Below are 14,051 nucleotides of genomic sequence, written 5' to 3' on the forward strand. Positions count from 1 at the left end.
GCGGGATGCCGACGCTGTAGACGGCAACAACATGGAAAAGTTCATCGCGGGACCAGGCCGAGGATGTCGTTGTAGAACGCCAACCCCATCAGCCCGGCCAGCAACGCCAGGCCGATGTATTGGCCGGCGGCGATGGCACGCTCGCTCAGCGGGCTGCCCTTGACCAACTCGATAAGGTAATACAGCAGGTGGCCGCCGTCCAAGATCGGGATCGGCAGCAGGTTGATGATGCACAGGCTGAGGGACAGCAGGGCAAGGAACTGCAGGAACCAGTCGAGGCCGCGCTTGGCCGAGACATTGGCCACGCGGGCGATGGTGACCGGCCCGGAAACGTTCTGCAGCGAGGCCTTGCCGGTGACGATGCGGCCCATCATGCCCAGCGAGTCGGCCGCCAGGCGCCCGGTTTCGCGTACCGCGACGGTGACCGAGTCCAGGGGGCCGTAGCGCAGGAGGGTGTCGTAGGGGGGGCTGAACTTGGTCGGGAACTGAACGCCGATCTGCCACGTGGGGCCGCCCTTGGCGTCCTGGCCCTTGCGTGGCGTCACTTCCAGCGCCAGGCGCTCGCCGCCACGCAGGACCTCGATCATGCCCGGCCCACCGGCACGGCCCAGCGCCTGGATCTCGCCGATCACCTGGTCGGCGCCGTCGATGCGCTGGCCGTCAATGGCCACGATCAGGTCGCCCGGCTGCAGTTGCCCGGCCACCACGGAGTCCGCGGTGAGCGACTCGACCAGCGCGGGCTGCAGCCACGACTGCCAGTACATGCCAGCCAGGAGCGGCACCCGCCGCTCATCGAAACCCGCCGGCAGCTGCGACAGCGGCAGGGTGCGCGTGCGCACCTGGTCGGCCGTATCCAGCACTTCCAGCTTCACGTCGCGGCGGTCCATCGCAGCCGCGGTCAATGCCATGCTGGCCTCGCCGAGGGTGACCACCTGACGGTCGTCCACGCGCAGCACGCGGTCGCCGCTGGCCAGGCCGGCACTGGCGGCGATGCCGCTGACGCGGCCGACGGTGGGCGAGTAATCCTGCTTGCCGATCACGAACATCGCCCACAGCAGGAGGATGCACAGCAGCAGGTTGGCGATCGGGCCGGCGGCAACGATCGCGATGCGCTGCCAGACCGTCTTGTGGTTGAAGGCCTGGCCGCGCTCGTGCGGGTGGACTTCGACCTCGCGTTCGTCGAGGAACTTCACGTAGCCACCCAGCGGAATGGCGGCGATGGCGAACTCGGTACCATGCCGGTCGCGGCGCGACCACAGCGGCCGGCCGAAGCCGACCGAGAAACGCAGGATCTTGACCCCGCACAGGCGCCCGACCCAGTAATGCCCGAACTCGTGGAACGTGACCAGCAGCCCGAGGCTGACAATCATCCACCAGACCGATCCGATGAAGTCAGTCATGCAGGCTCACAGTGGCGGGCAGGGGCGGCGGCGTCATGCTGGGCGAGGCGGTCGTTCAGGCGGCGTCGATGGCGTTCAGGGTGAGCTGGCGTGCCCGCTGGTCGGCGGACAACAGGACCTCCAGTGTATCGGCTGCTTGCGTCGGCAGTGTTGAAAGAGCGTTAGCAACCAGCGCCGGGATCGTCAGGAAACCGATCCGGCCCTGAAGAAACGCTGAAACCGCCTCCTCGTTGGCAGCATTCAGCACCGCCGGTGCGGTGCCGCCGGCCTGCATGGCCTGCCAGGCCAGGGCCAGGCAGGGGAAGGCGTCGGTGTCCGGGGCCTCGAAATCCAGCCGGCCCTGGGCCAGCAGGTCCAGCCCGGCCACGCCCGATTCGATGCGCTGTGGCCAGCCCAGGCCAACGGCGAGGGTGGTGCGCATGTCCGGCAGGCCCATCTGCGCCAGGGTCGAGCCGTCGACGAACTCGACCAGCGAATGGACCAGGCTCTGCGGGTGCACCAGCACTTCGATGCGTTCACCGGGCACGCCGAACAGGTGGTGGGCCTCGATGACTTCCAGGCCCTTGTTCATCAACGTCGCCGAATCGACCGAGATCTTCGGTCCCATCGACCACTTCGGGTGGGCAACGGCCTGGGCCGGGGTGACCTGGGCCAGTTCGGCGCGGCTGCGGCCACGGAACGGGCCGCCGGAGGCGGTCAGCAGGATCCGGCGCACGCCGGCGCCGTCGACGCTGGCGTCGCGCGAGCGCAGGCACTGGAAGATCGCGCTGTGTTCGCTGTCGATCGGGATGATTTCGGCGCCGGCACGTTCGGCGGTACGGGTCAGCAGTTCGCCGGCCAGCACCAGCGATTCCTTGTTGGCCAGCAGGATGCGCTTGCCGGCGGCGGCCGCGGCCAGGGTCGAGGACAGGCCGGCAGCGCCGACGATGGCCGCGACCACGGTATCGCAGGCGTCGCTGGCGGCCAGCTGGTCCAGCGCGGCATGGCCGGCATGGGCTTCGGTGGCCAGTCCGGCGTCGCGCAGGCCGTCACGCAGTTCGGCGAACAGCGATTCGTCGGCGATCACCGCGTGCGCGGGTTTGTGCTGGCGGCACAACGCCAGCAGCCCCTGCACCTGGCGTCCGGCGGCGAGCACGGTCGCCTGGTAGCGCTGCGGGTGGCGGGCGATCACGTCCAGCGTGGAGGCACCGATCGAGCCGGTGGCGCCGAATACGGCGACCCGGCGCAGGTCTGCAGCAGCATTCATGGTCAGAACCCGAAGATTTCCTTGCCCAGCGCGAACACCGGGACGGCGGCGAGGACGCCGTCGACCCGGTCGAGCACGCCGCCATGGCCCGGGATCAGGTGGCCCGAATCCTTGGCGCCCGCGTGGCGCTTGATGAGGCTCTCGAACAGGTCACCCAGCACCGAGGCGAACACGGCCACGACCGCAGTGATCAGCAGGCCCGGCAGGTGTGCGGTATCGATCCCGGCCAGCCAGCCCAGGCCGACGGCCACGGCGACACCGGCCAGCAGGCCGCCGAACAGGCCTTCCCAGGTCTTGTTGGGGCTGATCCGCGGGGCCAGCTTGTGCTTGCCGAAATGGCGGCCGGCGAAGTAGGCGCCCGAGTCGGCCGCCCACACCAGTGCCAGTGCAGCCAGCAGCCACAGATGGCCCTGCTTGCCCGGCGGATCGCCACCGGCATGGATCAGCACCAGCGCGGCCCAGGCGGGCACGATGGCAAGCGTGCCGGCCAGCATCTTCAGAATGCGCGAGGGCGCCGACGGCTGTGCACCGAAATTGAAGAAGCGCAGCCAGACCAGCGCGGCCAGCCACCAGGCAACGCCGGCCAGCGTGGTTATCTGGAACAGCACCAGCGTACTGCCATCGGCCCAGACCAGCAGCACCATCAGCAGCAGGTTCAGCACCAGAAGTACGGTGCGTGCCAGGGTGTCTTCGATACCGGCCAGCTTCAGCCATTCCCACAGGCCGATCAGCAGCACCGCAGCGGCGGCGGCGGCCAGCCATTGCGTGGGCAGCAGCAGGATCGCCGCAATGGCAATCGGCGCCATGATCAGCGCGGCGAGGACTCGGGTCTTGGTCATGGGCTGGAAGTCTCGGTGGCCAGTGCGGCAATCTGGGCGCTGGTCAGGCCGAAACGACGCTCGCGGCCGGCATAGGCGTCCAGCGCCTGCTGCAGCTGCCCGGCATCGAAGTCCGGCCACAGGGCCTCGGTGAACCACAGCTCGGTGTAGGCCAGCTGCCACAGCAGGAAGTTGCTGATGCGGGTGTCGCCGCCGGTGCGGATGAACAGGTCCGGCGGCGGCAGGTCGGCAAGGGCGACCTGGCTGCCCAGCAGCGATTCGTCGATCTGCTCGGGCAACAGGCGACCGGCCGCCACTTCGACGGCCAGGGCTCGCGCAGCGCGGGCGATGTCCTGGCGGCCGCCATAGCTGGCCGCGATCGACAGGGTCAGGGTGGTGTTGTCGGCGGTGCGCTGTTCGGCCAGCTGCATGCGGCTGACCAGCCCGGCACCGAAGCGCTCGCGTTCGCCGATGAAGCGTACGCGCACGCCGCGCCGGTGCAGCTCGTCCACCTCGCGGTCGAGCGCGCCGAGGAACAGCTTCATCAACGCATCCACTTCCTCCTGCGGCCGGCCCCAGTTCTCGCTGGAGAAGGCGAACAGGGTCAGCGCCGGAATGCCCAGTTCAAGGCAGCGCTCGATGGTGCGGTTGACCGCGCGCGCGCCGGCACGGTGGCCGATCACGCGGGGGCGACGGCGCTGCTGTGCCCAGCGCCCATTGCCATCCATGATGATGGCAATGTGGCGGGGCAGGGCGGCCGGTAACGGAGGCGGGGCTGAAGGCATCGACTTCAGACCGACAGCAGTTCTTTTTCCTTGTCGGCGACGACCTTGTCGACGTCCTTGATGTTGGCGTCGGTCAGCTTCTGGATGTCGTCTTCGCCGCGCTTCTTCTCGTCTTCGCTGATCGCCTTGTCCTTGACCAGCTTGGCGATTTCCTTGTTCGCGTCCTGACGGATGTTGCGGATCGCGATCTTGGCGCCTTCACCTTCCTTCTGCACCTGCTTGGCCAGCTCCTTGCGGCGCTCTTCGGTCGGCGGCGGCATGTTGATGCGGATCGCGGTGCCGAGGGTGTTCGGGGTGAACTCGGCGTTGTAGAGACCCTTTTCGATCTCCTTGATCATGCCCTTGTCGAACGGCGTGACCAGCAGCGAGTGCGCGTCGGCGTTGGAGATCGAGGCAACCTGGTTCAGCGGGGTGCTGGCGTTGCCATAGGCACTGACCGTCACGCGGTCCAGCAGGGCAGGCGTGGCACGCCCGGTCCGGATGGAGGTGAGGGTGTGCTTCAGAGCGTCGATGCTCTTGGCCATGCGCGTCTGCGCGTTGTTCTTGATGTCGTTGAGCATCGCCCGGTCCTGGATGTATCTGGAATCGGGCGATTATAGGCGAATACGGGACGCTGCCGGGCCTGAATCGGCCCGATCGCCGCTTCGCGCTCAGGCTCAGGCCGGGTCGCGGCCCTGGACCAGGGTGCCGATGTTCGCGCCGTTGAGGATCTTCAGCAGCTCGCCCGGCTGGCCCATGTCGAACACGCGCATCGGCAGGTCGCTGTCGCGGGCCAATGCGAAGGCCGCCGTGTCCATCACTTCCAGGCCGCGGCGGATCACTTCGTCGTAGCTCAGGCTGTCGAAGCGGACCGCATCGCTGTGCTTGTTCGGGTCCTTGTCGTACACGCCATCGACCTTGGTGGCCTTCAGCAGCAGGTCGGCGCCGATCTCGATCGCGCGCAGGGCGGCGCCGGAATCGGTGGTGAAGAACGGGCTGCCGACGCCGGCGGCGAAGATCACCAGGCGGCCCTTTTCCAGGTGGCGGATGGCGCGGCGGCGGATGTAGTCCTCGCACACGTCGTTGATCTTGATCGCGCTCATCACGCGGGCCTTGGCGCCCAGCTTCTCGAGGGCATCCTGCATGGCCAGGGCGTTGATGACCGTGGCCAGCATGCCCATCTGGTCGCCGGTGACCCGGTCCATGCCGCCGGCGGCCAGGCCGGCGCCGCGGAAGATGTTGCCGCCGCCGATCACCAGCGCCACTTCGGCACCGGCCTGCTGGGCTTCGATGACCTCGCGGGCCAGGCGATTGATGACCTTCGGGTCGATGCCGTAGTCCTCGTCTCCCATCAGCGCCTCCCCGGACAGTTTCAGAAGGATGCGGCGATAGGCGAGCTTGGACATGAGGACCTCGGGTGCGTGGAAATCGCGGGCGATTCTACGCGCATGCGGCGTCGTGCCAAAGTGTTTTGTGCACTGCGGCGCAGAATCCGGTCGTTCGCCCTGGTCAAACGGGGCTTCCCGTTCAGCCCAGCTCGGCGCCAGCGGTGGCCGACAGCTCGTCATGGCCGAGGGCACCTGGCGAGCGGGCGATCACCCGGTTGCGGCCCAGGTTCTTGGAGCGGTACAGCACGTCGTCGGCTGCGCGCAGCAGGTCCTGCACGTCGGCGAAGCGCTCGTAGCCACCCTGGGTGGCCACGCCGGCGGAGAAGGTGACGAACAGCGGCCCGCCCTCCAGCTCGGCCATCGGCGTGGCGACGATATTGGCCAGCACCCGGCGGATCACGTCCAGGGCCACGCTTTCGCTGGTGTTTGGCAGCAGCGCGACGAATTCCTCGCCGCCGAAGCGGGCGACGGTGTCACTGTTGCGCAGCTGGCCCTGCAGCTTGCCGGCGAAGGCGCGCAGTACCTCGTCGCCGGTCAGGTGGCCGTGGGCGTCGTTGATCTTCTTGAAGTCGTCCAGGTCGATGAAGGCCACCGACAACGGCCAGCCCTGGCGGCCGGCGCGCAGGAATTCCTGCTCCAGCACCGCTTCCAGCTGGCGGCGGTTGAGCACGCCGGTCAACGCGTCACGATGGGCCTGGTCGGCGAGGCGCTTGGCGCGCGCCTCGAACTCGTCGGCGCGGCGTCGTGCCTGGTCGGCGTCCTGCAGTTCGCGCAGGTTGCGCAGCGTGGCCAGCTCCTGCGCGTGATCGATCAGCTCGCGCACCCGCGCCGGTGAATTGAGGCCGGCATCAAACAGGCTGGCGATGTCGGGCAGGGCTTCACTGATGCGGGCGAGGACCTGGTCGAAGCGCGCGCTGTCCAGCTCCAGGCGGTCGTGCACCTGCTGCAGGGCGCGCTCACGCGCGGCGTCGGCGTCGCTGTCCAGCCAGATGTCGGCCACCGCGCCGGACAGCTGCACGCAGGCCTGGAACGGCGATTCGGCGGCGTCCTCGTCCTCGCTGTGGCTGATGCTCTCCACCAGGTAGCGGGGCAGGCCCCATTGCTCGGCCACCCACGCGCCGACCTCGGCATGGCTGCAGCCCAGTTCCTCGCGTTCGCGGGCGACCAGGTCGATGTTGTCGCGTGCCTCGCGCAGCAGCGGCAGGTAGCGCTCCGACTCGGCCTGGGCCAGGCACAGTACGCCCAGGTCCTGCAGCAGGCCGGCCAGCATCAGTTCTTCCAGCCGGCGCAGGCCGCGCGCCTGGCCCAGCTGGCTGGCAGCCAGGGCGCTGAGGATGCTGCGCTTCCACGCGCGCTGGCGCAGGTCGTGGTCGGCGCCGGTGCCGCCGGTCAGGCCCTGGGTGACGGTGAAGCCGAGGGCGAGGCTGATCGTGGCGTTCAGGCCCAGCATGGTCAGCGCCTGGCCGAGGTTCTCGATCCGGCGGCGGCTGGCGTACAGCGGCGAATTGGCGATGCGCAGCATGCGAGCGCTCAGCGCCATGTCGATGGCGATGATGTCGGCAGCGGTGGCGATGTCCGCTTCCGGGTCCTGGGCCAGTTCGATGATGCGCAGGGCAATACCGGGTGGCGAAGGCAGGTTGCGGCAGAGCGCCAGGGCAGCTGTCAGCTCGGGAGGCATGTCGGGTCGTTCAATTCCATTAGGACAAGAATACCTAGGAATGCATCACAGTCCGCGATTTTCGTTCCTGCTAAATGACTGTGGATTCCCTGCGCCGAGTATCGGCTTGATTCGCGCGCAACGCAAAGGTGCCGGGTGTGCGCACCAACGGTGCGCACCCACCGGTGGGCCATGGGTTGATCCCTGGGCCCATGCATAAAAAAAGAGCCGCGGTTTCCCGCGGCTCCTTCTGGTCGCTTCACAGCCGGAAGGCTGGAATCAGACCTGCATCGCCTTGGCAACTTCGGCGGCGTAGTCTTCCACCACCTTCTCGATGCCTTCGCCGACGATCAGCAGCTTGAAGCCTGCCACGTCGGCGCCGGCGGCCTTGACCACCTGCTCGACGGTGGTGTCGCCCAGCACGTAGGTCTGGCCGTACAGGGTCACGTCGCTGACGATCTTGTTGATCTTGCCGCTGATGATCTTTTCCAGGATGTCGGCCGGCTTGGCCTTGTCCTTATCGGTCATCTTGGCCAGCTCGATTTCCTTTTCCTTCTCGACGAACTCGGCCGGGACGTCCGCAGCCTTGTTGTGCGGCGGCTTCAGCGCGGCCACGTGCATGGCCAGGCCACGGGCCAGCTCGACGTCGCCGCCGATCAGGTCGACCAGCACGCCGACCTTGCCGTTGGTGTGGACGTAGGCGCCGATGTTGCCGGTGGTGTCGACCTTGACCATGCGGCGGATCTGGATGTTCTCACCCAGGGTCTGCACGGCGGTGGCGCGGGCTTCCTCGACGGTACGGCCGTCGGCCAGCGTGGCGGCCTTCACGGCTTCGACGTCGTTGGCGCCCGATGCCAGGGCAGCAGCGGCGACGGCGTTGACGAAGGACTTGAAGTTGTCATCGTTGGCGACGAAGTCGGTTTCCGAATTGACTTCGACCAGCACGGCCTTGCCGCCGTCCTGGGCCAGGCCCAGGCGGCCTTCGGCGGCCACGCGGTCAGCCTTCTTGTCGGCCTTGGCGGCGCCGGACTTGCGCATGGCTTCAGCAGCGGCGTTGATGTCGCCGTTGGCTTCGGTAAGCGCCTTCTTGCATTCCATCATGCCGGCGCCGGTGCGCTCGCGCAGTTCCTTGACCAGGGAAGCAGTGATTTCCACGGGATTACCTCACGAAAGAAAGGGGTTGGGCCGGCATGGTGGCCGGCCCGTGTGACACGGTCCTGTCACGCGCCGATGGCTGCGTGCAGGGAGGGTGGACGCCGGGCGTCCACCCGGGGCCTGGATCAGGCCTGGGCGTCGTCGCCCTTCTTGGCAGCCTTCTTGGCCGGAGCGCGGCGGGCCGGCTTCTCTTCGCCTTCAGCAGCGGCTTCAGCGAATTCTTCCTCGCGCACCGAAGCGGCGTGCGGGGCAGCCGCCTTGCCTTCCAGCACGGCGTCGGCAGCGGCGCGGGCGTACAGCTGCACAGCGCGGATGGCGTCGTCGTTGCCCGGGATGGCGTAATCAACCAGTTCCGGGTTGTAGTTGGTGTCGACCACGGCGATGACCGGGATGCCCAGCTTCTTGGCTTCCTTGATCGCGATGTCTTCGTGGCCGATGTCGATCACGAAGATGGCGTCCGGCAGGCGGTTCATGTCCTTGATGCCGCCCAGCGAGGCTTCCAGCTTGTCGCGCTCGCGACGCAGGCCCAGCACTTCGTGCTTGACCAGCTTCTCGAAGGTGCCGTCGGTTTCACCGGCTTCCAGTTCCTTCAGGCGGGCAACCGACTGCTTGACGGTACGGAAGTTGGTCAGGGTGCCGCCCAGCCAACGCTGGTTCATGAACGGCATGCCGCAACGCTCGGCTTCTTCCTTGATGGTTTCGCGGGCGCTGCGCTTGGTGCCCAGGAACAGGACGGTGCCGCGCTTCTGGGCAACCGACGAGATGAAGTTCATCGCGTCGTTGAACAGCGGGACGGTCTTTTCCAGGTTGATGATGTGGATCTTGCCGCGGGCGCCGAAGATGTACGGAGCCATCTTCGGGTTCCAGTAGCGGGTCTGGTGGCCGAAGTGGACGCCGGCTTCCAGCATCTGACGCATGGTGACCTGGGGCATTGCAATACTCCTGATATGGAACCAGCGATTCCGCCCGCGGGGATAGGTATGCGGGACGCGTGGAAGCGCGATCGGTTCCGGGGTTGGGCTTCCCTGTTGCCTCCGTGGCCGAACTCCTTGCGGAGCACCCCGGCACGGATGGGGGCAGCAGGTGTGGATTCACCGGTGACGTCCGGTGTGGACGGGTTCGCGCGCACGCTGGCGGCAGGAATCCGGTCGATTATAGCCCGCTGGGGGCGCTTGCTGCAATTGCAGGGTCAGTTGCGGCCAGATCGACCTCGCGGCCGTCCTGCAGGCGTGCCTGGAAGCGGCCGCCTGCATAGCCATCGGCGCGGGCAGGCAGGGGCCAGCGGCGTTCATGGCCCGCCAGAATGTAGCCGGCCAGGCCAGCCGTCAGCAGCGTTGCCTGGCCGTCCGCCGTGATGAAGCGCAGATCGTGCAGGCGGCCGTGCAGGGTACCGGCATTGCTGAGTCGCAGTACGGCCAGAGACCCGTGGGCCTCGACGCGGCCCAGCAGCCGGGCCTGCAGTGCTGGCCCCGCTGGGCCGCGGAACAGCGGCAGCGAATAGCGCGGCAACCCCGGCAACGTCGGTGCCAGTACGACCCGATAGGCCTGTTCAGCGGCCGCCGCTGGCGGATCGCCTGGCAACAGCCAGACGCGCTGGGTGCTGCCGGGGGCCAGGTCCAGCCGCGCCGGGCTGACCCGGATCTGGTCGCTGGGGTGCAGTCGTTCGGCGTCCAGCTGCTGATCCCACGCCAGCACCTGCACCTGGCCCTGCCAGCGGCCGGGCCCGGGGTTGTGCAACCACAGTTCGGCGCTGCCGCCCTGGGCCGGCAGCTGCAGGGTGGTCGGCAACAGCTCCAGCGCTGCGGCAGGCAGTGCCAGCAGCAGTGCCAGCAGGATCAGCAACGCGCGCATCAGTAGATGAGGGTCACGGAGGGTGTTGCGTTCCCGTCCGTCGCCGGTGGTGCGAGCTCGCGGACCTGGGGCGGCGCCTGGGGTGCGTCACTGCGCTGGTGCGGTGCCGGGCAGCGGATGCCGCCGCCATCGTCGCTGCAGGATTCAACCACGGTCAGCCGGATCTGCAGGGGGCTGCTGGGTTCGGCCCATGCCGGCAGGCTGGCGACCAGCATCGCCCCGATCAGGAATGTGCGAACCACCTGCCATCCACCATGCTGAAAGACTTGCTGCGCGGTATCGGCGGGATGTGCCGGAACTGTAGCGCCGAGCCGGCGCTCGGCACGGCCTTCGTCCGGTGGGTGCCGACCGCTGGTCGGCACGCCGGTCAGTAGGTGATCGTCACCGTCACCTGGTCGTTGTAGGTGCCGGCCGGCGGCTGGCCGCTGACCGGTGGCACCCGGCCATGGATGGTCAATTGCTGCGCGCTGCCGGTACCGGTGCCGCTGGCCGTGTCGACGGTCAGGGTATTGCCCCAGCGCAGGCTCCGCGCCGAGTCCCGGTAGAGCTCGTAGGCGAGGTAATAGGTGCTTCCGCCGAGGGTGGTGGCCATGCGCCGGGTGGTGGTGGCGGTGGGATTGTTCTGGCCGTTGTTGAGGCCGACCTGGAAGGCAGTGTTCTTCAGGCAGGTCAGGGTGAGGGTGGCGGTCCGGTCGATGTTGGCCGGAATGCCGCCGGTGACGTTGCCGAAGTCCATGGTGGTGGTGACGTAGCTGCCACATTGCGGCAGCACGTTGGCGGTGGCGGTGAAGCTGAAGGCTGCACTGGCGCTGTTGGTGCCGGTGGCGCCGCCATTGCAGGTGGCGGGCACGGTGGCGGTACCGAGCAGGACTTCGTTCCAGGCCCAGGTCAGGACCACGTTGGCCCCGCTGAAGGTGCTGCTGTACGCGCCGGAGGCCAGGATCTGGTTGGCCGGGATCTGCCCGAACAGCTGTATGGACTGCGCACCGCTGCCGCCCGTCACCAGCGGCACGTTGTAGGTCATGGTCAGTTCCTGCGCAGGTGGCGTGCCGCGCGGCACCAGTCCGGTGACCTGGCCGAAGCTGGCGTTGTTGTACAGCTGGAAATTCAGGGTGTCACTGCTGGAGGTGGCCATCGTGCGGAAGGTGGAACTGCTGCCGCCGCCACTGCCTGCGCCGATGCCAACGCAGACGCGCACGCCGGTGGTGGCCAGCAGGCTCAGCGCGGCGGTGGTGCAGGTCACCGTGATGTTGAGGTTGGCCGTACTCGGGCCGGGTGCATTGCTGTTGATGTTGCCGAACGGCAGGGTCGGATTGGCGACCGCCGTGCAAACCGCGGTGGCACCGGCGGGCGCCGCTGCCAGCAGGCCGACGCAGAGCAGCAGGACGAGCAGCAGCACCCTCATGGCGCCACCTCCGGGATGCACTGCTGCGGCGCCGGCTTCGGCCGCGCGCCGGACGCCACCACCTTGGGCAGGTCCGGCACTTTCACGCGGCAGGGGCCGCGGCTGGTGGTGACGTACAGCACGCTGCCGGCGGCAACGTCTTCCAGATAGAGCAGGCCGTCGTAGCCGACCGTGGCCTGGCGGCCATCGGGCAACCGCACCTCGCTGCCGACCTCCAGAGGCTGGCCGTCCATTGCCAGCAGGGTCAGGCTCAGTGACGGCCGCGAGCGCAGCTGGAAGGTCACGCGGGTGCCGGCGCGCTGGCGCGGGGTCACCCAGTCCTCGATGCGGTCGGCGCGCATGTCTTCTGGCAGGTCCAGGGTATCGATCGAGACCCGGTTGCGCTGCCAGGACAGCAACGGACTGACCAGCAGCAGGCCGCGATCATCGGTGACGCCGATCAGGCGGTTCTCCAGCCGCACCGGGACGCCGCCGACCCCATTGGTGCTGATCACCGCGAACGCATCGGACACCTCGCGCGTGGCGAAGGTGTGCCCGCCCATCCACACCAGGCTGCCGCTGGCGCTGGCGTAGGCATAGTTGAGTCCACCCTGGCGCGAGGCGCCGAACGAGTAGCGACCGACATCGTTGAGGATGCCGACCTCGGCCAGGCCGCCGTTGCCGTCCTCGCCGTGGCGCAGCTGCGCGCGCCAGCCGACGCCGCCGGCGCTGCCATCGCCCGGCACTGGCTGGGTCACGTCCGCCACCCAGCTCTGGCTGTCGCCGTTGCGCTGGCTCGAAAGGCTGGCCTGGCGGTTGTTGCCCAGGCTGGAAGTCACCGACAGGTAGATGCTGCGGTCGTCGCTGCGGTCCAGGTTCTGGTTTACCGAAAGATAGGCCGACCAGCGCTGGCTCCAGGTACGTGACCAGAACAGGCTGGCATAGCGGTTGTCGTCTCCATCCGGGTAGCGCAGGCGCAGATAGCTGGCGCTGAGCGTGCCCAGCCGCAGCAGGTCCAGACCGAGCGTGGCCTGCTCGCTGATGCTCGGCGGCAGGTTGCCCTGCAGCGCGCCGAGGTCGCGGTAGTCGCCGTGGCTGCGTACGCTGCGCAGATTGATGTTGAAGCGACGGTTGTTCCAGCTGTAGCCCAGTGCCCATTGCCCACCCTGCAGGCCGTGGTAGCCGCTGTGCGCATAGGCGGCATTGAACACGCCAGCGGCGCCGAGCAGCCACCAGCCACCGACACCGGCCTGGGCCAGGCCGCCGCCGCCTTCGGCATGCGCCTCGCCAGTGAAGGTATCGCTGATGCCTCCGCGCCAGCTGGCACTGGCCACGGTGCGATCGTCGTAGGCGAAGGAGCGCTGGCCGAAGTCCTCGCGCAGGTGGCCGACGCCGGCCGACCAGTCCGAAAGGCCCTTGGCCAGCAGCTGCTGGGTGCCATAGAAACTGAAATCCAGCGTCTGCATGCGGCCGAACGCATCGGTCACCACCACCTGCGCGTTACCGGTGCCGCTGATGCCGGGCTGCGCCGCCAGCTGGAAGGGCCCGACCGGCACCTGGCCGCTGTACTGGCGCAGGCCATCGACATACAGCTCGACCGTGGAGGGCACCACCGCCTGGCCGAGGAAGCTGGGCGTGGGCGTGAGCACGCGGTAGGGCTGCAGCCCGTAGTTGCGGCCGATCTGCAGGCCGCCCAGGCGAACCGGGCGGGTCCAGTCGACGAAGCCGCTGTAGAAGTCACCGACCTCCAGCGTGGTTGCACTGTCCGGGAAATCCAGGCTCCAGCGTGTGTCCAGGCGCACGCTCTCGCCGCGCCAATGGCGGTCGCCGGGTTGCTGGTAGCGGCGGCTGATGGCGGTGTTTTCGAAGGTGCCGTTGCCGATACCGAACACGCGCAGCTCCGCGCTCAGGCTGAGGTTGCCGAGCGTGTCCACCCGGCTGCCGTAGACGTCGTAGTTGAGCAGCGCGCCGGGCGAGGCGTTGCCGGTGGGCGCGCGCGTCTGCGGGCGGCTGAGCACGGTGGTGGGCAGGATGAGCTGGTCCAGCGGCACATCCAGCGCCAGGGTCTGCATGTGCGCGTCGTAGCGCACCACCGCGCCGCTGATCTGGTCCAGGTAGACCGGCGCGTCGCCGCTGGCGTTGAAGCCAAGCTGGCGCAGCACTTCGGGGCTGGCCTGCAGCCGGCCGCGGTTCTCGGTGAATGGCAGCAGGCCGCGCGGGGTGCTGTTGAGCGACACATCCAGGTACAGCGCCTGGCTGGCGGTCAGCGGGGTCGGGGGAGGCAGGATGGCATCGGCCGACACGCCGGATACATCAACGGCCGCCACGCCGGACACATCGGCGGCCTCGGTCGCCGCGGGAGCCAGGGCCGCCAACAGCGCGCCCATC

13 protein-coding genes are annotated in these 14,051 nt (G+C 68.2%); all 13 read right to left on the reverse strand.

Annotated elements, in window-relative coordinates; translation table 11 throughout:
- Positions 1–41: 41 nt before the first annotated feature.
- On the reverse strand, positions 42–1,400 hold the full coding sequence (rseP, locus tag AC5P98_RS02810) for an RIP metalloprotease RseP (protein ID WP_495229844.1): 1,359 nt from the start codon (positions 1,398–1,400) through the stop codon (positions 42–44).
- A 55-nt stretch (positions 1,401–1,455) separates the two neighbouring features.
- Positions 1,456–2,646: a 1-deoxy-D-xylulose-5-phosphate reductoisomerase gene (locus AC5P98_RS02815; protein ID WP_049403801.1), complete on the reverse strand. Its 1,191-nt coding sequence runs from the start codon at positions 2,644–2,646 to the stop codon at positions 1,456–1,458.
- Between the two features lie 2 nt (positions 2,647–2,648).
- Positions 2,649–3,485, reverse strand: a complete 837-nt coding sequence (locus tag AC5P98_RS02820) for a phosphatidate cytidylyltransferase (RefSeq protein ID WP_049403803.1) — start codon at positions 3,483–3,485, stop codon at positions 2,649–2,651.
- Entirely contained in the window at positions 3,482–4,249 is a 768-nt protein-coding gene (gene uppS, locus AC5P98_RS02825) for a polyprenyl diphosphate synthase (RefSeq protein ID WP_032956844.1), read from the reverse strand. Before uppS ends, AC5P98_RS02820 begins: the two co-directional genes overlap by 4 nt.
- A 5-nt stretch (positions 4,250–4,254) precedes the next feature.
- A complete protein-coding gene (gene frr / locus AC5P98_RS02830; protein WP_014646499.1) occupies positions 4,255–4,809 on the reverse strand; it encodes a ribosome recycling factor in 555 nt (184 codons plus the stop codon).
- Positions 4,810–4,905: 96 nt separating this feature from the next.
- Positions 4,906–5,634, reverse strand: a complete 729-nt coding sequence (pyrH, locus tag AC5P98_RS02835; protein ID WP_014646500.1) for a UMP kinase — start codon at positions 5,632–5,634, stop codon at positions 4,906–4,908.
- A 121-nt stretch (positions 5,635–5,755) separates the two neighbouring features.
- Positions 5,756–7,294, reverse strand: coding sequence for a GGDEF domain-containing protein (locus AC5P98_RS02840; protein ID WP_046429719.1), 1,539 nt, complete (start codon positions 7,292–7,294; stop codon positions 5,756–5,758).
- Positions 7,295–7,552: 258 nt separating this feature from the next.
- Complete coding sequence (tsf, locus tag AC5P98_RS02845; protein WP_032956847.1) at positions 7,553–8,428, reverse strand: translation elongation factor Ts; 876 nt, start codon at positions 8,426–8,428, stop codon at positions 7,553–7,555.
- 125 nt (positions 8,429–8,553) lie between these two features.
- Positions 8,554–9,360: a 30S ribosomal protein S2 gene (gene rpsB, locus AC5P98_RS02850; protein ID WP_005408748.1), complete on the reverse strand. Its 807-nt coding sequence runs from the start codon at positions 9,358–9,360 to the stop codon at positions 8,554–8,556.
- 220 nt (positions 9,361–9,580) lie between these two features.
- Entirely contained in the window at positions 9,581–10,279 is a 699-nt protein-coding gene (locus AC5P98_RS02855; RefSeq protein WP_049403809.1) for a fimbrial biogenesis chaperone, read from the reverse strand.
- Positions 10,279–10,494, reverse strand: coding sequence for a hypothetical protein (locus AC5P98_RS02860; protein WP_049403811.1), 216 nt, complete (start codon positions 10,492–10,494; stop codon positions 10,279–10,281). Before AC5P98_RS02860 ends, AC5P98_RS02855 begins: the two co-directional genes overlap by 1 nt.
- 152 nt (positions 10,495–10,646) lie before the next feature.
- Positions 10,647–11,684 (reverse strand): Csu type fimbrial protein, encoded by a 1,038-nt coding sequence (locus AC5P98_RS02865; RefSeq protein WP_049403814.1) that lies wholly within the window; start codon positions 11,682–11,684, stop codon positions 10,647–10,649.
- Positions 11,681–14,050, reverse strand: coding sequence for a fimbria/pilus outer membrane usher protein (locus tag AC5P98_RS02870; RefSeq protein WP_049403816.1), 2,370 nt, complete (start codon positions 14,048–14,050; stop codon positions 11,681–11,683). The genes AC5P98_RS02865 and AC5P98_RS02870 overlap by 4 nt, the downstream gene beginning before the upstream one ends.
- Position 14,051 lies beyond the last annotated feature (1 nt).

Source organism: Stenotrophomonas sp. YJH_SMC_135 (assembly GCF_059372355.1).

Excerpts from the sequence above, each read along its gene's own strand:
- AC5P98_RS02815 (WP_049403801.1), bottom strand. The coding sequence starts at position 2,646 with ATGAATGCTGCTGCAGACCTGCGCCGGGTCGCCGTATTCGGCGCCACC.
- AC5P98_RS02870 (WP_049403816.1), bottom strand. The coding sequence starts at position 14,050 with ATGGGCGCGCTGTTGGCGGCCCTGGCTCCCGCGGCGACCGAGGCCGCC.
- uppS (WP_032956844.1), bottom strand. The coding sequence starts at position 4,249 with ATGCCTTCAGCCCCGCCTCCGTTACCGGCCGCCCTGCCCCGCCACATT.
- frr (WP_014646499.1), bottom strand. The coding sequence starts at position 4,809 with ATGCTCAACGACATCAAGAACAACGCGCAGACGCGCATGGCCAAGAGC.
- AC5P98_RS02865 (WP_049403814.1), bottom strand. The coding sequence starts at position 11,684 with ATGAGGGTGCTGCTGCTCGTCCTGCTGCTCTGCGTCGGCCTGCTGGCA.
- pyrH (WP_014646500.1), bottom strand. The coding sequence starts at position 5,634 with ATGTCCAAGCTCGCCTATCGCCGCATCCTTCTGAAACTGTCCGGGGAG.
- rpsB (WP_005408748.1), bottom strand. The coding sequence starts at position 9,360 with ATGCCCCAGGTCACCATGCGTCAGATGCTGGAAGCCGGCGTCCACTTC.
- AC5P98_RS02860 (WP_049403811.1), bottom strand. The coding sequence starts at position 10,494 with ATGCTGGTCGCCAGCCTGCCGGCATGGGCCGAACCCAGCAGCCCCCTG.
- AC5P98_RS02840 (WP_046429719.1), bottom strand. The coding sequence starts at position 7,294 with ATGCCTCCCGAGCTGACAGCTGCCCTGGCGCTCTGCCGCAACCTGCCT.
- AC5P98_RS02855 (WP_049403809.1), bottom strand. The coding sequence starts at position 10,279 with ATGCGCGCGTTGCTGATCCTGCTGGCACTGCTGCTGGCACTGCCTGCC.
- rseP (WP_495229844.1), bottom strand. The coding sequence starts at position 1,400 with ATGACTGACTTCATCGGATCGGTCTGGTGGATGATTGTCAGCCTCGGG.
- AC5P98_RS02820 (WP_049403803.1), bottom strand. The coding sequence starts at position 3,485 with ATGACCAAGACCCGAGTCCTCGCCGCGCTGATCATGGCGCCGATTGCC.